Source organism: Sphingobacterium allocomposti, assembly GCF_008124885.1.
In the GTDB taxonomy this organism is placed as follows: domain Bacteria; phylum Bacteroidota; class Bacteroidia; order Sphingobacteriales; family Sphingobacteriaceae; genus Sphingobacterium; species Sphingobacterium allocomposti.
Window position 1 is genome coordinate 36,379 of record NZ_VNHX01000017.1, and the last position, 19,753, is coordinate 56,131.

The 19,753-nt window shown below is 47.2% G+C and carries 20 protein-coding genes; 7 read left to right on the plus strand and 13 right to left on the minus strand.

Annotation, left to right across the window (positions count from 1 at the left end):
• Nucleotides 1-8: 8 nt before the first annotated feature.
• The 5 genes from BC792_RS12535 to BC792_RS12555 all read right to left on the minus strand — a co-directional run bounded on the left by BC792_RS12535 (nucleotide 9) and on the right by BC792_RS12555 (nucleotide 3,375).
• Nucleotides 9-596, minus strand: coding sequence for an RNA polymerase sigma factor (locus tag BC792_RS12535; RefSeq protein ID WP_148909361.1), 588 nt, complete (start codon nucleotides 594-596; stop codon nucleotides 9-11).
• 264 nt (nucleotides 597-860) lie between these two features.
• Nucleotides 861-1,889, minus strand: coding sequence for an ACR3 family arsenite efflux transporter (arsB, locus tag BC792_RS12540; RefSeq protein ID WP_148909412.1), 1,029 nt, complete (start codon nucleotides 1,887-1,889; stop codon nucleotides 861-863).
• Nucleotides 1,889-2,506 carry a low molecular weight phosphatase family protein gene (locus BC792_RS12545; RefSeq protein ID WP_148909362.1) on the minus strand — a complete coding sequence of 206 codons (618 nt, stop codon included), beginning with the start codon at nucleotides 2,504-2,506 and terminating at the stop codon, nucleotides 1,889-1,891. The genes arsB and BC792_RS12545 overlap by 1 nt, the downstream gene beginning before the upstream one ends.
• A gap of 16 nt (nucleotides 2,507-2,522) precedes the next feature.
• Nucleotides 2,523-2,990, minus strand: a complete 468-nt coding sequence (locus tag BC792_RS12550; RefSeq protein ID WP_148909363.1) for a DUF6428 family protein — start codon at nucleotides 2,988-2,990, stop codon at nucleotides 2,523-2,525.
• Between the two features lie 55 nt (nucleotides 2,991-3,045).
• Nucleotides 3,046-3,375 (minus strand): ArsR/SmtB family transcription factor, encoded by a 330-nt coding sequence (locus BC792_RS12555; protein WP_148909364.1) that lies wholly within the window; start codon nucleotides 3,373-3,375, stop codon nucleotides 3,046-3,048.
• A gap of 255 nt (nucleotides 3,376-3,630) precedes the next feature.
• On the opposite strand from BC792_RS12555, the gene BC792_RS12560 reads away from it, so the two are divergent.
• The gene (locus BC792_RS12560) at nucleotides 3,631-4,023 is read left to right on the plus strand and encodes a tetratricopeptide repeat protein (protein WP_148909365.1); all 393 of its coding nucleotides are present in this window, start codon (nucleotides 3,631-3,633) and stop codon (nucleotides 4,021-4,023) included.
• 28 nt (nucleotides 4,024-4,051) lie between these two features.
• Here the strand turns inward: BC792_RS12560 and BC792_RS12565 are convergent, their stop codons facing one another.
• Nucleotides 4,052-4,798 carry an FRG domain-containing protein gene (locus BC792_RS12565; protein WP_148909366.1) on the minus strand — a complete coding sequence of 249 codons (747 nt, stop codon included), beginning with the start codon at nucleotides 4,796-4,798 and terminating at the stop codon, nucleotides 4,052-4,054.
• Nucleotides 4,799-5,132: 334 nt separating this feature from the next.
• Between BC792_RS12565 and BC792_RS12570 the strand changes: the two genes are divergently transcribed.
• Complete coding sequence (locus BC792_RS12570) at nucleotides 5,133-5,936, plus strand: helix-turn-helix domain-containing protein (RefSeq protein WP_148909367.1); 804 nt, start codon at nucleotides 5,133-5,135, stop codon at nucleotides 5,934-5,936.
• A gap of 6 nt (nucleotides 5,937-5,942) precedes the next feature.
• Here BC792_RS12570 and BC792_RS12575 read toward each other — a convergent pair whose 3' ends face one another.
• Nucleotides 5,943-8,378: a TonB-dependent receptor gene (locus BC792_RS12575; RefSeq protein WP_148909368.1), complete on the minus strand. Its 2,436-nt coding sequence runs from the start codon at nucleotides 8,376-8,378 to the stop codon at nucleotides 5,943-5,945.
• Between the two features lie 161 nt (nucleotides 8,379-8,539).
• Entirely contained in the window at nucleotides 8,540-8,866 is a 327-nt protein-coding gene (locus BC792_RS12580) for a hypothetical protein (RefSeq protein ID WP_148909369.1), read from the minus strand.
• A 460-nt stretch (nucleotides 8,867-9,326) separates the two neighbouring features.
• Between BC792_RS12580 and BC792_RS12585 the strand changes: the two genes are divergently transcribed.
• On the plus strand, nucleotides 9,327-10,595 hold the full coding sequence (locus BC792_RS12585; RefSeq protein WP_148909370.1) for an ATP-binding protein: 1,269 nt from the start codon (nucleotides 9,327-9,329) through the stop codon (nucleotides 10,593-10,595).
• A 604-nt stretch (nucleotides 10,596-11,199) separates the two neighbouring features.
• On the opposite strand, the gene BC792_RS12590 is transcribed toward BC792_RS12585, so the two are convergent.
• Nucleotides 11,200-12,930 carry an MGH1-like glycoside hydrolase domain-containing protein gene (locus tag BC792_RS12590; protein ID WP_148909371.1) on the minus strand — a complete coding sequence of 577 codons (1,731 nt, stop codon included), beginning with the start codon at nucleotides 12,928-12,930 and terminating at the stop codon, nucleotides 11,200-11,202.
• Between the two features lie 268 nt (nucleotides 12,931-13,198).
• Nucleotides 13,199-13,882: a DUF421 domain-containing protein gene (locus tag BC792_RS12595; protein ID WP_148909372.1), complete on the minus strand. Its 684-nt coding sequence runs from the start codon at nucleotides 13,880-13,882 to the stop codon at nucleotides 13,199-13,201.
• 206 nt (nucleotides 13,883-14,088) lie between these two features.
• On the opposite strand from BC792_RS12595, the gene BC792_RS12600 reads away from it, so the two are divergent.
• A complete protein-coding gene (locus BC792_RS12600) occupies nucleotides 14,089-14,481 on the plus strand; it encodes a hypothetical protein (protein ID WP_148909373.1) in 393 nt (130 codons plus the stop codon).
• Between the two features lie 37 nt (nucleotides 14,482-14,518).
• Here the strand turns inward: BC792_RS12600 and BC792_RS12605 are convergent, their stop codons facing one another.
• Nucleotides 14,519-15,367 carry an SMP-30/gluconolactonase/LRE family protein gene (locus BC792_RS12605; RefSeq protein ID WP_148909374.1) on the minus strand — a complete coding sequence of 283 codons (849 nt, stop codon included), beginning with the start codon at nucleotides 15,365-15,367 and terminating at the stop codon, nucleotides 14,519-14,521.
• Nucleotides 15,368-15,731: 364 nt separating this feature from the next.
• Between BC792_RS12605 and BC792_RS12610 the strand changes: the two genes are divergently transcribed.
• The 3 genes from BC792_RS12610 (at nucleotide 15,732) to BC792_RS12620 (ending at nucleotide 18,647) form a co-directional block, all read left to right on the plus strand.
• On the plus strand, nucleotides 15,732-16,820 hold the full coding sequence (locus BC792_RS12610; RefSeq protein WP_211357537.1) for an MBL fold metallo-hydrolase: 1,089 nt from the start codon (nucleotides 15,732-15,734) through the stop codon (nucleotides 16,818-16,820).
• 37 nt (nucleotides 16,821-16,857) lie between these two features.
• Complete coding sequence (locus tag BC792_RS12615) at nucleotides 16,858-17,796, plus strand: helix-turn-helix domain-containing protein (protein WP_148909376.1); 939 nt, start codon at nucleotides 16,858-16,860, stop codon at nucleotides 17,794-17,796.
• 89 nt (nucleotides 17,797-17,885) lie between these two features.
• Nucleotides 17,886-18,647, plus strand: coding sequence for an SDR family NAD(P)-dependent oxidoreductase (locus tag BC792_RS12620; protein WP_148909377.1), 762 nt, complete (start codon nucleotides 17,886-17,888; stop codon nucleotides 18,645-18,647).
• Nucleotides 18,648-18,772: 125 nt separating this feature from the next.
• Here the strand turns inward: BC792_RS12620 and BC792_RS12625 are convergent, their stop codons facing one another.
• Entirely contained in the window at nucleotides 18,773-19,378 is a 606-nt protein-coding gene (locus BC792_RS12625; RefSeq protein ID WP_148909378.1) for a GrpB family protein, read from the minus strand.
• 42 nt (nucleotides 19,379-19,420) lie between these two features.
• Nucleotides 19,421-19,711, minus strand: coding sequence for a DUF202 domain-containing protein (locus tag BC792_RS12630; protein ID WP_148909379.1), 291 nt, complete (start codon nucleotides 19,709-19,711; stop codon nucleotides 19,421-19,423).
• Nucleotides 19,712-19,753: the final 42 nt, after the last annotated feature.

Here is a 19,753-nt window from a genome sequence, read left to right on the forward strand (position 1 = left end):
AGGGGGTATTAAAAAACTGAAAAAATCAAAAAGAGTGAAACAATCGAATCCTTATGTGCAGTGAGGTACCTTTTTATGGAATCGTTTGCCAGACGGAGGTATTTTTTTACCGATTCCCTGGAGATATTCATTTCTTCCGCAATTTCAAGGTATTTCTTTCGTCTGACGCGGCTAAGGATATAAACATTTTTCTGCTGTGGGGGCAACAGCTCGACCGCCCGGTCTACCCAAACGTAATAGTCAGGCTCAGAGGGGCCCTGTTCAACATACACCTCCCGGGGTTCCTCCCGGAAGCTGCTTTCCAGCTGTTTCCGTCTCACATTAGACCTTAGGTAATTTAAAGATTTATTTTTGGCAAGCACAAATAGATAAGCGTCCACGTTGCCAATTGATTGAATCTCCGAACGGCGGTCCCAAATAGTATGGAATGCGTCCTGGATAACTTCCTCTGCCTGTTGTTTGTCTTTCAGTATATAATAAACCGTTGCTGCCAGCCGGTCAAACCGTGATCTGTAGAATTCGGCAAACGCCTTTTGATCACCGCGGGCGATGGCCTTATAAAGCATCGTCTGTTTATATTCACTCAAGTACGTCATCGTCAGTATATCGGGCGTTGCAAAACTAGTATTATCCTTTTTTTTAAAGCGGGCCCGAAGATTAAGTTTTCGTTAACATTCGATAAACGGTCAGCAACGTAAATTCCCAACGGCGCTACGGCACAACAAGTCGTCTTAAGTTACAACAGAAGGACCATAGGACGCATGAGGTAACGTGGTTTTTACAAAATAAGACATACGGTATAGTTCCATCATCTCCCCACTGACGGAGCCCCGCGTCCGCTGGTTTCCGGATCGGCGGCATCACCGATAATACCGGTTCTTCAGCCACAAGCTAGCTCTTACCAATAGAATAAGTACAGGTACTTCAACAAGCGGTCCAATTACGCCGACGAATGCCTGTGGCGAGTGAATACCAAACACGGCTATGGCAACAGCTATCGCCAGCTCGAAATTGTTGCCCGTAGCGGTAAATGCTATCGAAGTGTTTTTATCATAAGGCAATCCAACATATTTTCCAATAAAAAAGCTCAGGAAAAACATGCACGTAAAATAAATAACCAAGGGCGCAGCCACCTTCAGCACATCCATCGGTAGCTCCACGATTTTATCTCCCTTTAGGCTGAACATCAGGACAATGGTAAATAACAAGGCATACAGTGTCCACGGAGAGATCTTGGGTATGAATTTCCGCGTATACCACATCTCACCCCTGCGCTTTATTAAAAAGTACCGGCTTAAGAAGCCTGCTAAAAAAGGAATTCCCAAATAGACGAGCACGCTCTGCGTCACCTCAGCCACAGACACCTGTACATCGAACGCCGCAAGACCGAGCTTCGCTGGCAATACGTTGATAAACAGCCAGACTAAAAAGCTATAGGTAAACACCTGAAAGACGCTATTCAGTGCGACCAATAACGCAGCGTATTCTCTATTCCCACGCGCCAGGTCGTTCCAGACGATCACCATGGCAATACAACGGGCAAGGCCGATTAAGATTAGCCCTATCATGTAATCCGGCTCATCGCGCAAGAGGAGGATGGCAAGCAGAAACATCAGCACGGGACCAATAATCCAGTTCAACAGCAGGGACAGGCTAATAGCCTTTTTGTCCTTTACAGCCAGCGGCAGCAACGAATAGTCGACTTTAGCCAGCGGCGGATACATCATGACAATCAGACCGACAGCCAGCAGCATGTTGGTCGTGCCCCACGTAAATGCGTCCATCCATGTCGACACAGGAAGCAGATATCCCAACACGATGCCCACGGCCATCGCCAGGAATATCCATACGGTTAAATAGCTATCCAGAAATTTTAGTTTTGGCTGCATCATATAAGGTTAACCTTTGAAAAAACGAAAAGCATCTCGGCTGCTATCTGTATGCTTCGCTCCGTATAAACCCGTCCTTGGTCGGGCGTGCCATCAGACACCTTGGGGTCTTCAAACGTGAGCGGTATACGCCTGTCTGCGCCGGCAATAAAGGGACATCCGCTGTCTGCCTGAGAACAGGTCATGACGGCCGCGAAAGCCGACGACGGATTAAAAGGGCTATCGTATGTTTTTGAAAAACCTATCAGCGGCTGCGCGTTGACATCATATTTTATGGCGTAGACGGGGTTCTGTCCATGACTAATGTTAAAGACATGAAATCCGTGTGCGAGCAACGTCTCGGCTACGGCAGGGAACAAGGCTGTCTCTTCCGTTCCACCGGAATAGCAGTACACTTCCGGGATATTGAAGTAAGCCGCGGCACATTGCGCCCAGACCTGCGAAAAGTGGCTACGGCGCGAATTATGCGTACAGATGAACGTTAAGCTCACAGGTTCCCGACGCGCGACTCTTTCCTGCACATAATCGATCAACGGCTGCAGAACCGTCTGTCGTTCGTTGGAAACAGAGACAGTCTCGACTATCCCTTGAATCGTCTTTAATAGTTGTGGGTTCATAGGCGTATCTTCTTATTTAACAACAACCTGATCCCGGAGAACAGGACGGATTTACCGGTAATGCGGAGAGATTGACTTTCGGCTTTTCATCGGCTACACAACAGGCGCCCGGAGCCAGACAGGCCGTTGCTTTATTTTTCAATAGAAAACGCTGTCCGTCAAACGCCAGATCATACCGGCCTATGGTATCGCTTTGGTACTCCACCTCTACCTCCCCATCCTCGATTCCTAACTTTTCTTCTGAAAGTGCGATGATACGCAGCAGCTTCTCCGGTTTAAGACGATGTGCATAATCGTCTGCGTTCCAAAGCTGTAAGCTGACGATGCGCTCCTGACGGATAACGCCGCCACAATCGATAAAGCTCTTGGTCACCTGCCCCACTTCCGTCACATGAAAGTGTTCAGGAACAGGGGTACCGTTTTCCAGTTGGAATTCTACCGTCTGTAACGTGCGGAGAATCTCCTTGATGGCTGATAGTTTCATAGTATATATTGATTAACTGTATATTGCTATATTACGATATTAAACATAAAAAAATTTAACAGCAATCCGTTACTGTCACCTCCTGATTAAAGAAAGCATTAATATCTTGTTGATACTGCCGCCACACCTGCTCGTCTATACAATAGCAAACAGACTTTCCTTCAATTGATCCCTTGATAATCCCAATATTCTTCAATTCTTTGAGATGCTGCGAAATGGTTGCTTGGGCTAATCCGAGCTCCTCCACAAGATCATTACAGATACATGCTTTTTGGTTTATAATATATTGAAGAATCGCAATTCTCGCCGGATGCCCCAATACTTTCAAAATTGTGCCGAGCCTGTTGTGCTCCGTGCTATATATTTCTGTCTTCGTGATTCCCATGTGCTTTTTATATATCGCAATATTACGATATTAAAAATAACGATGCAAATTTATTTTGTCCTTTCCGGATTCTTTGGACACACCATCGTCAGAGAGGGCTGTCGGTTATCTTGCGGAGTGCTTAACGAACCCCTGTCAGCGGACGCTCAATGTTTCCTGTGATGGATATCAAACCATTACCTGTTGGCATTGTTCTCTAACAACGTCGGTACCGCATGAGCTGTCATTTTCTTAGTAATTTAAAGATAAAAAATCGTGACACAAAACAGGATGGGGCTTCACGCTAAGCTCCGAGATGCCAAAAGGGCTGAAAAGGATGGAAAGTTCGAAGAGGCCATTCAATGTTATAGAAGCGCGCTTAAACAGGATCCGCTGAACATACAGGCATATTCCCGTCTGATGGTCATTTTTCGAAAACAAAAAGATTACCGCTCTGAGTTAAAGATCATCAACAGAGCAATCGAGAATTATCAGTATGTTCAGACACACCACCCTGGCAACCGAGATCCTTCCTCACTAAAATCGGCGACAAAAGAATTGGCTCAAAAGCTGGGTCTCCTCGATGAAAAGGGCGCACCGGTTTTTCAAGCCGATCACCTTTCCAAATGGATCAAAAGAGCAGGTACGGTCCAAAAAAAAATGTCTTAACAGTTACCGTCTGGGGCCGCTTCGGTCTTCAGAAAGGCGACGTATGATCTTTCTCGAAGCCGCTGGTATACTTCCACTCGAGGTATGCGCACAGTCCGTCGAGTTCAGGGAATATGCTGAACGCATGGATGCCGAGCGTATGAAGTTGTGCAAGCAACTGTTTATGCGCCTTGTTGGGGATGCTGACTTTGATGAGGTTGGCATTAAACTGAGGCATCTCGTCCAGTCTTACGCCGTTCAGCAAATCTTCGTCGCACAGTACACTGAAAACGCCCGACTGATTATTGATACGCTGTTTTAAAATTCGCGGACGGAAGAACATGCTCCGTTCGAGCTCAAAGGGGCTTTTCCCGGTCAGTTCTTCCACATAATGCTCCCTTTTTGTCCGAAGGATCCACACAATCGCGTCATCGGCCGTGTCGCCGCGCTGCTTCAGTGCAAACCATAGCGCGGTGAGCGCGTTTGTCGACCAGTCGAGAAACCGTGTCGGCAACCCGTAGTGCTGGCCAAGCGTCAGGCAATCCCAATCATCCAACAGCTGATACGGATACAGCAACAACGGATTCGCCCGTTTGAATTCAGCTAAAATCTGTGCTTCCCGCTCAAGTATTTCCTGCTTTATATGCCTACACAATTTCGGGATTAAGGGGTAATCTGCCGATTGTCCACGAAACAGATATGCCTCCAACGGCGCATCGCCCATATCGTTACGTCGCTGATCTTCCTCAATAATAGACAGATAAGTGGTAAGATGATCAATACAATAGTGTTTCATAGTCTGTTTCTACAAAGTGATATGCATCAACGCAGTCCACGATGGCGGGTAAAACCCGAGAGGCTATTCCCGCTTGTTCTGCCCCCGCCGCAGTAGAACCGGCTTTACACATGGTTGGTTCAGCGGACAGATGATTACCGTACTTTTTCCAGTACAGCAGGTATTCCTAATGTACCCGTATACGTTCGAAACCGTCCCATCGGGGCGGCTGTCAAGTAGAGTACCTTTTACGTAGCAACAACAGCGTACGACAACATGAAGATTATGTAAAGTCTTGACCAGGCAGCGCTTTACACAGAAAAAATATATTATATTGCTGCCCCGACTTTACCACATGAAAAAAGATATAGAAGTAAAAGACAAGAGCGATAGCGGCAGGCTGATCGCTGTATCCACTTTTAAAAAAGAAATAAGAGAGACCTCCCCCCACCGCCACCACGGCTATTGCGAGATGATTTATTTAACGCAGGGGGCAGGTGTGCACGTCATAGACGATGTGAAGTATCCCATTTCACCGGCTAGCCTTTTTATCATCAGAAGAGAGCAGGTGCATCATTGGTCAATAACGGAGGTTCCGGAGGGCTACGTTCTACTTTTGAAAAAGGAACTGATCGAGAACAGCTTAGACACCGAACTGGTCCGCCTGTTCGAAACACTTTGTTCGCATAGTTATTACCCCCTGCAGGCTGATCACACGTTAGACATCATTCTCGACTTATTGATGCATGAAAACAATATGGCAGCTGTAGAATCGTTGTTCAAAATATTTTTGATCAAGGTCAACGAGCGGTACGTTACGAATAAAATGAAGCCCGCCGTAGAGGGAGAGAATATCTACAACCGATATTGCGCACTGTTGAACCGGCAGGAACAGCTGACAAATAATGTGGCCCACTACGCCGATCTTTTGCATACTACGCCACAAAACCTTAATACCGTCTGCAGAAAGGCCGCAGACAAAACTGCCGCGCAGGTACTAGCCATACATATAATACGTGAAGCAAAGCGGCTATTGTATTATACATCTGCCACGGTGTCCGAGATCGGTTTAGCGCTGGGGTTCAAAGACAGTTCGCACTTTGTAAAATATTTCAAACGCCATACAGGTTCAACGCCCCTGAGCTTTCGCCGATCCTGACGGGGTCTAAAACTCTTTTTCGCCGAATTCGCTCTTGGGCAGCTTCAGCAGCTGATTTATCCGGTTAAGATTGAAGTTGACGTTTAAGAGCAATATATTCTTCTCGTATACGTAGTTCGTTGTCGTGAAAAAGTCGCTGCCGGACGTCGTAATACGCTGCTCGTTGACACCCCAGTTTCCCAATTCGAGGTTTTGCCATTGCAGTAGAACATACACCGCATTCTTGTAAAATGACTTCTTCAGCGCCAGATGAGGTGTCACAAAGCGGGAGTCCCATCCCTGAACGGTCGGGCGGTTGGACAAATAGTTGATATTTGCTGAGAGGTTCCATGTAGGCAAAAACGCCAGCTGTGCTCCCGCGTTGAAAGAAAAAACCAGATCGGCATTGCCGCTTTCATTCTGATTTCCGAAAGACAGCCCCGAGACGGCATATCGGTAGAGGTTCCCCCCCAGGTTCAGCTGTAGCCATGTCAGCGGCTTGGCCTGTCCACCCAACTCAAGTCCCCACCTCGTGGCACGCTCCGCGTTGGTGAACAATCGGTTCAGAATCGTATCGTTATACACGCTATTGGTCCGTTGGATCGGGTTCTTTACGTGCTGAAAGTATATATTGGCAAACAGGCTCATATTCGCCATATTTTTTACCAACCCCGTCTCTGCTGTGCTTATAAATTCAGGCAGCAGGTTAGGATCTCCCTGCTCAAGCGTTTCGGAGTGTTCGCGCTCGGGAATCGGATTAAGTTCGAAATTATTCGTCCGCTGTACACGGCGGCCGGCCGACGCCTTCCATGCCCAGTCGTTACCCATATCGTACATAAGTGATAGCGACGGATATATCTGATGCGTCTGATAGCGGTGGTGCGTGTCTATGTCCCTGAGATATAACAGCCGACGATAGTACTCGTAGCGGGCGCCGATACTCGCTGTCAGCGCCCTTCTGGTAAATTCATACTGCGCATACACGCCCTGGACATGGTTCGATGCATTCAGTCTGCCGCTGAATGCCGGGATAATCACAGAAGTGCCTCCCTCCTGCTCTTTGTAGAGGAATGTGCCGCGCTGCTCGTCCGTCCGGAACTGATACCCGTACGTCAGTTTTCCGCCATCCAACGAAACCTCGTCAGAGACATCAACACGAAGGCCATTTAAGGGGTTTCTATAGGTATTTTTAACGTATTGTATAGTGTCCGTCTGAAAGATATTTAAGTTGTCCGTGCCACCGTGAATATTCGCGTACTCATAGACAACACCGAGGCCCAGGTTATGCATCCCCACGTTCAGTTTATATGCTAGGTCGATTAGATAAAACTCACCTTGCTTATTTTGTAGGTTTGAGTTGAAATACGACATGCCCCCTATCTGGCTGCCCGACGTCAGATCTATCGTCCGGTTATCATAGTAAATATCCGCCAACCGATCTTGGTAACGTCGGTTAGCTAAGACGCCTATGCTTATATTTTGGTTAGCGGCAAGCTTATAGGCCGTATTCATGCGTAATCCGTAGTTATATTTGTCGAAGCTCCGTTCGCCCGCCGACGGAAAGAAAGTCTGCCGGTTGTCAATGATCGTGTTTACGTCGCCGTCGCGGAATCCAGCGTTATCGTTTCGCAGGTAGTTCAACGCCACACTAAAATCGACCTTGTCCCTTTGGTAAAATACAGAAAGGTCACCACCGTAACGTTGTTGGGCCTCTTTATTCCCGTAATCGTGTATACTTGGAAGTCCGCCCTGAACGTTAACGATCCATGAAACCCCAGCTTGGCTGGCCTTCTTTGTTTTTATATTCAGTATTCCCCCTTTTCCGTCGGGATCATAACGGGCGGATGGGTTGGTAATAAATTCAACCTCCAGGATATCGTTGGCTGCAATCTGCGAAAGAAAAGTAACAGGGTCCAGGACGACGGGCTTATCGTTGATTAGCACCAGCACGCCGGAAGCCCCTCTTAAACTGATCTGCCCCTGGCCATCCACGGAAATTGCAGGTAAGTTTTTTACGACGTCCAGCGCCGTTCCGCCGACAGTCTGCTGAAACTGGGCGGCGTTGTAAGTCTGTCTATCCAAACGATGTTCCTGCGGTGCCCGCCTCCCCGTAACTTCGACCGTATCCAAAAACTGATCGGCAGCACGTAAAAACACGGTGCCTACGTCAACGACTTTAGCGCCTACCACAACGCTGTCCGTATAAGCATGGTCGTAGCCAAGAAATTTGAACGAAACCGTGTACACGCCGGCGCGGATGCGGCTGAACAAAAACGTTCCCAAGGAGTCCGTCAACTGTCCTTCGATAACGTTGCCTCCCTCTGCTATTAAGGAGACACTTGCATAGCGCATGGGCTGACTATCCGCAGCGTCTTTTACTGTTCCTTTTACAGCGCCTTGCTGGGCGACAGCGATTGAGATACCATACCACAGTAGAAGCGAGATTAAAATTGTCTTCAGCATAATTGTAATAAATCACGCCGAAATTAGGTAGAAAAAAGAGTTATCAATGGTCCTTTGTGAATTATACCATTATTTTTTCAAATATACCATGCATAGCGGAAGGTTGTCCAGACGTGTACCGACAGGCGACGGCACACATAGCGGACTGTAACGATAGGCACCTATTTCTCAAGACTAATCAGAAATTCCTCCTTGTCCGCATTATAGCCGTAATAAGAAATATGCCAATCGAGGTACTCAAATTTATCAAAGTACTCGCTGACTATCAGGGCGTCAAAAAGACGTCTGTTATCAAACGGAAAAGCTTCTCCCAAAATATTGACGATATCGTGTTTGTCAAACCTGACTATCCACTTTTGAACGCTATCGATAGACGAGGTTTCACTAGTCCCTTTTTTATATAGATCAATTAGCTTATTGGCCTCTTCATCTGAAACTTCTGGTCTCGGCAGAATCAGCTCCCGATATTCTCTTACGGTCAACGACATACCCAAACTTACGTAAAAAATGCTTTGTATTTGTGAATCGCAATATAAAAATCATCTGAACTAAAACCGATGTATCTTCCCCTTCATTGGCCATAAGCGCTCCTCAGGTTGCGGTCTGCTACCGTGAAGAGGCTATCATTTTTTACCAAAAAGAAGGGAAACCCAGGGGACGGGTTTCCCTTAATTGACGGCCTGTTAGCCTATAAATTTAACCACAGTAAACTTCGTTAAATATCGATAAAGAAAAAATGATCGGGATCACATACACAAAAAATCAGCCGGCAATGACTTATGGAGCTTCGCCCGTTACAACGGATGCCGCTTTGTATGCAGCTTTCCCACACACAAAATATATCAAATTATATTGGGATAATATCCATCCGGCCGGAAACACTATTTTCTATCAAAATATCATCTAGAACAAAGATATTGCGTAACTTAGTATAACAAACAGCTACCGATGAAAAACAGCGCCCATATTACCAATACGAGCATAGATGCTGTCGGCCTGCCTAAAGATCCGAAGTATGCTATTGCCGAATACATCTGGAACGGGTTCGATGCGAAGGCCAGCAAGATTGCCATCAGCTACGAAAGCAACGAACTGGGCTATATTGACAGCATCAGTATTGAAGATAATGGTGAAGGCATCGACCACCGCAGCCTGAACATGTCCTTTGGAAATTTCCTCGATTCCATGAAAAAAGTCTCCTTGAGACGGACGTCTTACGTCAGGGGGAGAAAAGGAAAGGGACGGTTCTCTTTTTCGCTTTTCGCCGCACGGGCGACATGGAAGACACGCTATAGAGAAGGAGATGTCATCCAGGAATATGACATCATCATCGACGGAGACCAGAAACATATCTACGAAGACTCCTTTAAAATAGCCTCTCTGAAAACGGACACCGGGACGACCGTATTGTTGGAAGGGATATTCGGTCTGAATGCCGGGTTTCTGGAATCTGCAGCATTTTTCGACTTTCTTGCTCTTGAGTTCGGATGGTTCCTGTTTCTGAACAGGGATCAACAATATGAGATAACCATTAACGGCAGACGTCTCCGCTATGAGCATCTTATTCTGGAAAATGAAACGGTTCATTGGGATATTGCGGGGACCTCCGATAGCGCCTATAATTTCAAAGTGACGTTCGTCCGGTGGCGCGAGGCCATTGGCGACCGGTATTATTACTATTTCCTAAATACGGAGAAGATAGAAGTCGCAAAAGAGCTCACCAGCTTCAATAACAACGCTATAAATTTCCACCACAGCGTATATGTGGAATCGGCTTTCTTTAATGTATTCGAACAGGCATCCTTAGCAGGCGGGCAGGAGAACAACCTATTTAGTGAGCATCAGCATCACGTTATATTCAGAAAGCTTTCAGCAGAGCTTCGTAATCTACTGGAACGCAAGCAGAAACGATACGTGCGGGAGCATGTAGCCGAGAGCACCGTATTGCATATCCAGAACCGCAACATTTTGCCCCACTATGGCGAGGAGGAAGAGGAACAGCTAAGAAAAAAACAGGTGATCAGTTTACTTCGGGAACTTTGTATTGCGGAGCCTCGGGTATTTGTCAGCATGAAGCTCGATTATCTCAAAGCATATCTCGGTTTTATTGACCTTCTGCTTCAGACCAACAAGCGGGGAGAGATCCTTGCTGTAATTGATCAAACCCTGCCTCTCGGTGATACGGAGAAGGAGAATATCAGAAACATTTTAAGCTGAAAACACACTTAGTTAGAAGTCAGAAGTTAGAAGTGAGATCTGAGAGTGTAGGTTTATAGCTGTTAGCCTATAGGTTAGCTGCCATCTGCCGCTTGCTATCTGCTATCTGCCATCTGCCATTAGCCATTAGCCTCTCAATTTACATCTTCACGACTTAACGGCTATTATTAGGAGTTAGAGTAGTTAGATGGGTTAGAATGGTTAGATGACGCTCGTTGTTATCAAAAACCACTTCACGATTTATAGCCATCTGCTATCTGCCATTAGCCTTTAGCCATTAGCCTCTCGCTTTACGACTTTACAAATTAACACCTGTACAGCTTATAGCCATCTGCCATCTGTATAACGAAGTGAGAAGTCAGAAGTGAGATTTGAGATTTGAGAGTGTAGGTTTATAGCTGTTAGCCTATAGGTTAGCTGTCATATGCCGCTTGCCATCTGCTATCTGCTATCTGCTATCTGCCATTAGCCTTTAGCCATTAGCCTCTCGTTTTACGACTTTACAAATTAACACCTTTACAGCTTATAGCCATCCGCTATCTGCTATTTGCTATCTGCCATCTGCCATCTGCCATTAGCTATTACAACTTTAGGCCCCACTATATTATCTTCCCAAACTTATAACAAGACGTCTGTTCAATTCCGTGCTGACGGAAACCAATTTCCCGTCCACCCAGATACATAATCTACTTTGGTTGCCGTCCCGGCCCACGTCCCAATCCCGCTTCCAGATGATATCAATATCATGTCCGTGGTAACGTAAGTTTCCCAGGTAGAAGTACTCCCACGTATCGTCAGGCAGTAAAGGATCGAGTATAAATATATCATCATGAGACGGAATAAAGCCCAACAGGTCCTGTATGATGATATCTGGAAAGGTGGAATGAAAGTAATCTTTTTCGCCTCCAAAGCGCTCCCCATCACTCGGAATATACCATTCGCCGATATTAGGTTCAGCAAAGTCGTGCATCACGGCCAACTTTTCGATATAGTCGTACAGCAGCGAACGGTCGGCGTGTGTCACTTGTTCCTTATAGTCACGGAGATAGTTTGCATATGCCTTATAAACAACAGAATTCTGGAACGGCCAGCCGCGTCCGTTCCACGCATAGGCCTGCTCGTTATAGTAGGGATGCAGGCGTTCGGCAGTGGTCATTCCCTTATGGTTATAGAAACCATCTTTGCTGCCAAACATGTCCCAGGCCGACGCATAGGGACGGCGGCCATCCCGCGGTATCAGACCGAAATACCAGGGCGTATATCCAACAGATTCGCGCACGCGCGCTTCATAATCCCGAACACCAAATTCATTATCCCCCGCACTATACGTATTAAAAAAGACGTCGTCGTTGTTCCAGAGTACGCCCAGCACCTTATTCCGCAGTTCGTCGGCCCTTTTCTGGTACAGGGCGGCTTTTGTCCGGCTTGCCGGCGATGCGCTGTTACTGCGTCCATAGAGCGTTGCAAGAGCCTGCAGGTTCCCATAGGCATAGCTGTTTACGGACGGGCGGACCAGGTAAAAATCCGGATACCCCTTTCGATAAGCCGTTGGATAAGCGGAAGCCTGAACCGACGCCGCAGCACGTTCGGTTGTGCCCCACCCGAGGTAGAGATCCCGCCAGCTGTCCTCCGTATAGTTGGCGTATGCCCCGTCGCTCGCTATCAACCCTAGCACCGCGGAAAGACTAAACTCCATTCCGTCATACAAATCCAGAATTTTATACATCCCGTCTGTTTTTGCTCCTGTCCTTTTGACGGTAAAGAGGCTGTCCCAAACCTGCTGGTGCTGCTCCAGATAAGGCAGGATGTCTTCCCGCCAAGCTTCGTCGGGGTGAACCCTTAAAAACGCGTCTACGCCGTCGATCATCCAACTTGAAAAATGATGGCTTTCGGGGCGGCTCATGTATGTAAGGAAATTTTCATTCTCGCGTTGCTGCAATCTGGAAGCAGAACCGCGCATAAAATAATCGGCATAAGAGCGCAGGTACTGGCTGTCGCGGAGCCACCGAACATCGTAAAACTGGTGCCCGGCGGGACAAGTTATAGCGCCGCTCAGCGAAGCCCAGGGTTTTACACCGAAAAACTCCGTGACTACCCAATACGATTTTTTGTCCAACGGGTCATTATAATGCTTAAGGTGCTTACTGATCATCCACCAGCGGTAGTTGTAGATTTTGTCAATTGTATCGTTAGAGCTGATAAAGAAGGGAATATTGGCCCGCAAAAAACCGAGGTTATTCGACCCGTCAAACGGGCCATCTGATGGTGGCCGATCGTCATAGCTATTAAACTCTTCCACGTGCGAGGCCAGCCGCTGTTCGGCTAAGCTCTTCATCCGGATTCGTTCCGACTGGTATGATTGTAAAAGCTTTTTCCCCGAGCAGGAACCGCATCCGATTATACACACGAGCAAAGCCATGTATCGTGCCACTACCCTCTTCTTCCGCCTATAGTTAATTATCATCGTTTACAAATGGTTGATCAATCAGCGGTATAAAGATAGCATCCACACAGCAGAATACCAAGACGTCTACCTGCTAAAACGGCTGCTAAATCCATTATGCGTAGCGACGACAGACATGTCGGCTGCCCGGCTTGTAAGCTCAGCTTACACGTCGTACATTCATCGCTTTCGTCCATTTATCGCGCCGGCATCGTGCGCACTTTGCCCTCCGGTCGGACAGATGCGTTTCCACCCTCCCACAATACATACAGGCGAACGGCCCCTGCTCCTTCTCGGATTCAATTTCCTTATAAGCAGTCGGAAATAGCGGAAGGCCATACCGTACATCTTCATCGCGATAATACAATAAGCTCAGTGTCCCGTCAACCTCGAGCACTCCAAGCCTCACCTGCCCGAGATGTTCGACAGACTGATTACGCAGCTCTGCGAAAAACTCCATTTTCGAGTAGTTGTTATCGTTCTCATGTTTAACATCGAAGACACCATCTTTCACTACAACCATAGCCTTTCCCTCCAACAGGTGGGACACGGCGACAGATCGCGATGCCCACAAGGTAACCAGCTTGTACACGATAATGATGCTTATTAAGACGACCAAGGAATAGACCACGGGAATATCTTCCTGAAACATAGGGTCCCCGGCCGCAGATCCGGAGGCAATAATGATTGCCACCTCAAAAAGCGTCAGTTGCCGGACGCCACGTCGCCCCGAGAGGCGCAATATCAAGAGAATTATCAAAAACATAACGAACGTCCGTCCGACAATCTCCATGACGAACGCCCACTCTGCGCCATGTATAAATATTTTTTCGAAATCTATCATATCGATAAGCTTAGATCATTATTTATCTGATAACAAAAAGCGGGATTGTTTGTTTAAGACGGACGCCGGGGCTTCTGCCACGAAGGCAGGTCAGATTAAGGTTGCTTTATGAAAACATTTTTGATGATACTTTGTTCAGGTTGAGCTAGAGCAATCGTTTTTGGGCATGGATAATTCAAAAGTTATATCCACCAGCGCAGTAAATTATGAAAAAGCTTGTGCTTATCGACCATATCGAATTAGGAGGATTCGATTTTAGGGCATATCTGGTTGAAACGCCCGACGGAGACGTCAGCTCTGGTATCTTTGTAGAAAGCCTGAAGCCCCCTCTCCTATGGTTTGCCCGAGATGCAGGAAAGACCATCCGGCTCCATATTGATAAAGATTTAGTAGCTTATATTTCCAAGAAGAGCGAGCTGCCTTCAGACGACCGGGAAATTTACCTTCAAACCTTTATGGAGTTTGTTATTGAAAGCGAGAAAAAAGCCTCCTATATGGCTTTTAAGGGAAAAAAAGTGGAATACCTCGCCGATAGCAAACACCTGATATGGATACAGAAGATGTATCTCGGCCGCCGGTCGGCAAACCCCACACGATGACTATTTCCATCCACCTTTAAAACTGCGTTGTAATCCGCTACCAGTCCGGATATATTTTAAATATCTTCTCCGATGCCGTGATAAATAGATATTCGCTCTCTTTACCGCCAAAGCAGACGTTCGCGGTCCATTTTACGGGAACCTTGATATGGCGAAGCAATGCGCCCTGAGGCGTATAGACAAAGACACCATCCCCTGTTAGATACACGTTTCCCTTCTTATCCGTTGTCATCCCGTCAGAGCCGCGGTCACAAAACAAACGTTTGTTGTGAAGAGCGCCATTTTCTGCAATATCGTAAACGTATGTCTTGTTGTCCCCGATGTCGGCAACGTACAGCTTCCTTTCATCAGGAGATGCCGCAATACCATTGGGCCGGACGAAATTGCTATCCACTTGTAGCAGTTTCCCCTGCTGATACATATATAAAGCTTCGGGCAGCTCGGCAGAAGTCCTCGACCAATAGGAACGTTGATAGTAGGGGTCCGTGATGTAGTAGTTCCCCGAAGAGGAAATCCATAAATCGTTTGGCCCGTTAAGAGGCTTTCCCGCGTATGTTCCAACGAGCACTTCTATCTCCCGTGTTTCCGGATGGATACGCCAGATTTCGTTGTTCTCGTCGGCGCAGGCTACCAGCCAGCCATCGTTATCCATGGCCAGACCATTAGCGCGTCCCGAGGGTTCCAGAAAGCGTATCAGCTCGCCCGATGCCGAGTATTTCCATATCCGGTTGTTTGGCTGGTCCGTAAAATAAATATCTCCACGGGCATCTGCTACCGGCCCTTCCGTAAAACTAAAGTGGTCTGCGATCTCTACCAGTTCTCCTTTCTTTTGTGCTTCCACGGCTACTGCAAATTGTAAAGTCAGAATAAGTAATATATATTTCATCTATTATCGTTTTTCGAAAAGTGGCCGGTCTCTCCTTCCGCCGACCTGAAGATACACTGTTTCCTGAAAAATAAAAATCTGACACGAAACAGAAATTTCCTTTCCACATTTATACCTACTTTTAGCCGTTAAAAATCGACTTACAGAGACAACACCATATAGTGATTATTGTTCAGATTAATTTAAAAACAAAACGTCCCGCATGGCTTTCACTGCGGTACATGGCGCTACACGTAAGGCCGTACTGTCATGACAACAAGGAATACGTGTCGGCCGGTGCACAACGCCGCTATCTGTTTTAGATGTCGGGCGCATATAGAAAGATAAATAGATGAAATTAAAAACAAAAAGAATCCTAAAAACTATGATATGGTTCCTTCTGGCGGTATTTGCACTGTCGGCAATAGGCATTGCCATTTTTTTAAATAGTCCATCTTTTGGCAAACTGCCCAGTGGAGCACGACTAGAACGCATAAAACAATCACCAAACTACCGCGACGGGAAGTTTCAGAATCAGGAGCCTACCACGCTGCTGACCAACGGCAAGTCCCGGATGCAGAGCCTCTGGGAGTTCTTCTTTCTAAAGGTGAACGACTTAGTGCCGTCGCAGGACGTCTCCGCGGTGAAAACCGATCTGAAGGCACTTTCCTTAAATGAGGACTTGATCGTCTGGATGGGCCACTCCTCGCTGTACATACAGCTGGGAGGAAAACGTATACTTGTCGACCCGGTCCTTGTGTCTGCTTCGCCCGTTTCCTTTATAAACAAGCCTTTTCGAGGCACCTCCATTTACAGGCCGGACGATATGCCCCCCGTAGATATTCTACTCATCACGCACGACCACTGGGATCATCTGGACTACGCCACCGTGCTGGCGCTAAAGAACAATATCGGTCAGATTGTATGCCCTTTAGGTGTTGGAGAGCATTTCGCCTATTGGGGCTTTTCCCCGGAGATAATCCATGAGCTCGACTGGTATGAATCCGCAAACCTGACGGAAGAAATCCTGTTGACCTCGGTTCCGGCGAGACACTTTTCCGGGCGGGGCCTTACCTCAAACCAAACACTATGGACAGGATATATGCTGCAGCACTCCGCCGGCAATATATTGTTGTCAGGAGACACAGGATACGGAAAGCATATCAAAGCAATCAAAGAGAAATTTGGAACGATTGATTTTGCTATCTTAGAGAACGGGCAATACAACGAAGATTGGCGGTACATACATATGGTACCCGACGACTTGATCCAAGCAATCAACGAGTTGGGCCCCCGACGGCTGATGACCGTACACCACAGCAAGTATGCGCTGGCGCGGCATGCCTGGAACGAACCGATGGAAAAGATAGCGTCGGCCGCGGAAAACCTAGGCTTCCCTCTGGTTACGCCTAAAATCGGTGATGTCGTCCGGTTACGCGACACCGTACAGACGTTTCGACCGTGGTGGAACTGATACATATATTAAGGAGACATCCTCAGCAAAAAAACATATGAATAAACTGAAGCCCACCTCACTGCACACCTTCTATCAGGAAGCTTCGTCTGCGCGCGGACGGGAGGTGCAAGACCTGCTGCCTCCCGATATACAGCGAGAAATCGGCCATTTTAATGTATTCGACATCTTCGAGACCATCCGTAAGCACAACGAGACCAAGACAATGCCCTATAACCGACGGGCATACTATAAAATAAGCCTTATACAAGGCAGAAACCGGGCGGAGTATGCGGACAAAGTTATTGAAGTGGAACGCCAGGCATTACTCTTCGCAACCCCTAAAATCCCCTATCGATGGGTTCCCCTCGACGAGAAACAGAGCGGAACGTTCTGTATTTTCACGAGCGACTTTATGGGAAGAAACAAAACAGCCGTAGATCTGGACGAGCTCCCTCTTTTTAAGAGCGGACAGGTACCCGTTTTCGAAGTTTGCGACAACGACGCGGACGAATTGACCACGCTCTTTGGAAAAATAAAAAAAGAGATCACGTCCGACTATCCATTTAAATACGACCTTATCCGCGCTTACGTTCTTGAGCTGATCCATTACGGACAAAAACTACAGCCGGCATCCTCGCTCCTACACACAAGCAGCAGCGCTTCCCGCATTTCCTCTTTTTTTGCCGAATTGTTAGAACGTCAGTTTCCGATCGAGTCGCTACAACAGCGTCTGGAACTACGCACACCCAAAGAGTATGCAGACCGGTTATCGGTTCATGTGAACCACCTCAACAAAGTACTAAAGGAGACAACGGGGTCGACCACCACGCAGATTATTAGCCAACGTATTGTACAAGAGGCTAAGATACTCCTCAGACAGACCGATTGGGCTATTTCAGACATTGCGTTCGTACTCGGGTTCGAGGAAAGTGCACATTTCTCGAATTTCTTCAAAAAACATACTTCATCGTCGCCGCACCTGTTTAGACGCTAAACTATTTGAAATTTACAATTTTTGGATTGATTCCTGTAATAAATCGTCCGCCTTTCCGGCCATCTTTGTTACATAAAAAAGATAGCGTAATGAATACAGGAAAAATTGCATTAGTTACCGGCGGAAGCCGGGGTATTGGCAAAGACATCGTCGAAAGTCTTGCCAAAAAAGGCGTTAACATCGTCTTCACCTATCATACCAACAAAGACAAAGCTGAAGAAGTCCTGGATTTGGTCAGACAAAGCGGTGTCCAGGCTTGGGCCATTCCTTTAGACGTTGTCGACCTGCGTAGTTTCGACAGCTTTATCCAACGTGTTATAGCGACCTTAAAGAACGACCTCGGAGTCGATCGCATCGATTATCTGGTTAACAATGCTGGAACAGCTATGTACCAACCGCTCCATGATGCGACCGAGGAGCAGGCCGACGAAGCGTTGACCATACACTATAAGGCTGTATTGTTTCTTACACAGAAGCTACTTCCCTATTTACAGGATGGGGCAGGTATTGTGAATATCTCGTCGGGACTCACACGCATGACATTTGCCGGATCGGCTCTTTATGCATCCGCTAAGGCTGCCGTGGAAGTCCTTACCCGATATATGGCCAGAGAATTCAGTGATCGGAAGATCCGCGCCAATGTCGTCGCACCCGGAGCTATTGAGACCGATTTTGGCGGCGGAAGAACGCGGGACAACAAGGAGATTAACGCCCACATCGCTAGTGTGACGGCTTTGGGGCGCGCCGGACTTCCGTCAGACATCGGCGGCGTTGTGGCCTTCTTATGCTCGCCGGAAGCTTCATGGATTAACGGACAGCGTATAGAGGTGTCCGGAGGCATGATGTTATAGCCACATTGCTTCTGCAGGCCCAGCGCGGTCCATGGAAATGGGGGCAATCTCCTGGACAGCGCCGGGCTTTTTAAAATGCTTACGTTTCGGTATGATCGCCTGCTCAGACGCCTCCAGTATAACGTCTACTTCCCCTTCCCGTTTGCATGATACCAGTCCAGCGCTTTACTTTCTTCCACCTTTAAAAAAGCATCCTTCGCGGCGTTGTAATCATTACCATCTTCCCATGGCAACTTCACCAGCTTTTCCTTCAGGGCCTGATAAGCTTTTACAACCTCGGGATTTGCACGTAAATAATCGCGGAAAGCGATATGCCGCAGCCAGTGCACGGAACTGATGGGGATCACATGGATATGGGCCTGCCGCCAGACATAATCGTGCAGCCGCGCCGGAATTTCGTCAGTGGGACCAATGTAAGAAGGTAGTCCCAGTTTATCAGGTCGATCACGAAGCAATAAGAAAAAGCGGCGGTACGGCATTTCTGTATTATATTTTTCATAGTACACGTAGTGATCGCCGCTAAGTAGAACGGGCACCCTATCCAAACTGCTCTGATCGCGCACACCTACCAGAACGTCGATGATGGGCTTAGCCGAAAGCCCCTCTACGGCAGTACTACCGATATGATCAATGCGGGGCTCCAGCGGCGACAAAAGCCTGCTAAGCTGATCTTTAATGTCCTCGAATGCCAATTTCCAGGCCGGATCATACGTCTCGAATGGTAAAATCATATGTAATTATTGGGACGAATACTTGACGCTTCCCCATCAATGTTATTTTAGAAAATCGTCTTTATACCCCCCAATGTGCCTTTCGTTCTCCAAAATCATCCGGCGGTTTTTAAAGAAATTCAACACACCATACCCACAAAGCGCAAAAGCTAAACCGAAAAAAATCCACATGACGAGTAATGTTTTGCTAAATGCGAAAAAGCTCTCTATCGACAAACCGGCGACAAAAAAATACATCGAAGTACGCAGAAAGGACAAGAATGTCGTTTGATTTGCCAGGTGCGTACGTTGCACGGCCAGTTTCTCTCGCAGGATTAAGTCCTTATTCATCATTACATGTTTTAGCTGGGTGACACAAAGATAACCAATGCCTGC

What these genes read in the sequence shown, in the direction of transcription:
- BC792_RS12535 (WP_148909361.1), bottom strand. Translation starts at nt 596, where the DNA reads ATGACGTACTTGAGTGAATATAAACAGACGATGCTTTATAAGGCCATC.
- arsB (WP_148909412.1), bottom strand. Translation starts at nt 1,889, where the DNA reads ATGCAGCCAAAACTAAAATTTCTGGATAGCTATTTAACCGTATGGATA.
- BC792_RS12545 (WP_148909362.1), bottom strand. Translation starts at nt 2,506, where the DNA reads ATGAACCCACAACTATTAAAGACGATTCAAGGGATAGTCGAGACTGTC.
- BC792_RS12550 (WP_148909363.1), bottom strand. Translation starts at nt 2,990, where the DNA reads ATGAAACTATCAGCCATCAAGGAGATTCTCCGCACGTTACAGACGGTA.
- BC792_RS12555 (WP_148909364.1), bottom strand. Translation starts at nt 3,375, where the DNA reads ATGGGAATCACGAAGACAGAAATATATAGCACGGAGCACAACAGGCTC.
- BC792_RS12565 (WP_148909366.1), bottom strand. Translation starts at nt 4,798, where the DNA reads ATGAAACACTATTGTATTGATCATCTTACCACTTATCTGTCTATTATT.
- BC792_RS12570 (WP_148909367.1), top strand. Translation starts at nt 5,133, where the DNA reads ATGAAAAAAGATATAGAAGTAAAAGACAAGAGCGATAGCGGCAGGCTG.
- BC792_RS12575 (WP_148909368.1), bottom strand. Translation starts at nt 8,378, where the DNA reads ATGCTGAAGACAATTTTAATCTCGCTTCTACTGTGGTATGGTATCTCA.
- BC792_RS12580 (WP_148909369.1), bottom strand. Translation starts at nt 8,866, where the DNA reads ATGTCGTTGACCGTAAGAGAATATCGGGAGCTGATTCTGCCGAGACCA.
- BC792_RS12585 (WP_148909370.1), top strand. Translation starts at nt 9,327, where the DNA reads ATGAAAAACAGCGCCCATATTACCAATACGAGCATAGATGCTGTCGGC.
- BC792_RS12590 (WP_148909371.1), bottom strand. Translation starts at nt 12,930, where the DNA reads ATGAAGAGCTTAGCCGAACAGCGGCTGGCCTCGCACGTGGAAGAGTTT.
- BC792_RS12595 (WP_148909372.1), bottom strand. Translation starts at nt 13,882, where the DNA reads ATGATAGATTTCGAAAAAATATTTATACATGGCGCAGAGTGGGCGTTC.
- BC792_RS12600 (WP_148909373.1), top strand. Translation starts at nt 14,089, where the DNA reads ATGAAAAAGCTTGTGCTTATCGACCATATCGAATTAGGAGGATTCGAT.
- BC792_RS12605 (WP_148909374.1), bottom strand. Translation starts at nt 15,367, where the DNA reads ATGAAATATATATTACTTATTCTGACTTTACAATTTGCAGTAGCCGTG.
- BC792_RS12610 (WP_211357537.1), top strand. Translation starts at nt 15,732, where the DNA reads ATGATATGGTTCCTTCTGGCGGTATTTGCACTGTCGGCAATAGGCATT.
- BC792_RS12615 (WP_148909376.1), top strand. Translation starts at nt 16,858, where the DNA reads ATGAATAAACTGAAGCCCACCTCACTGCACACCTTCTATCAGGAAGCT.
- BC792_RS12620 (WP_148909377.1), top strand. Translation starts at nt 17,886, where the DNA reads ATGAATACAGGAAAAATTGCATTAGTTACCGGCGGAAGCCGGGGTATT.
- BC792_RS12625 (WP_148909378.1), bottom strand. Translation starts at nt 19,378, where the DNA reads ATGATTTTACCATTCGAGACGTATGATCCGGCCTGGAAATTGGCATTC.
- BC792_RS12630 (WP_148909379.1), bottom strand. Translation starts at nt 19,711, where the DNA reads ATGATGAATAAGGACTTAATCCTGCGAGAGAAACTGGCCGTGCAACGT.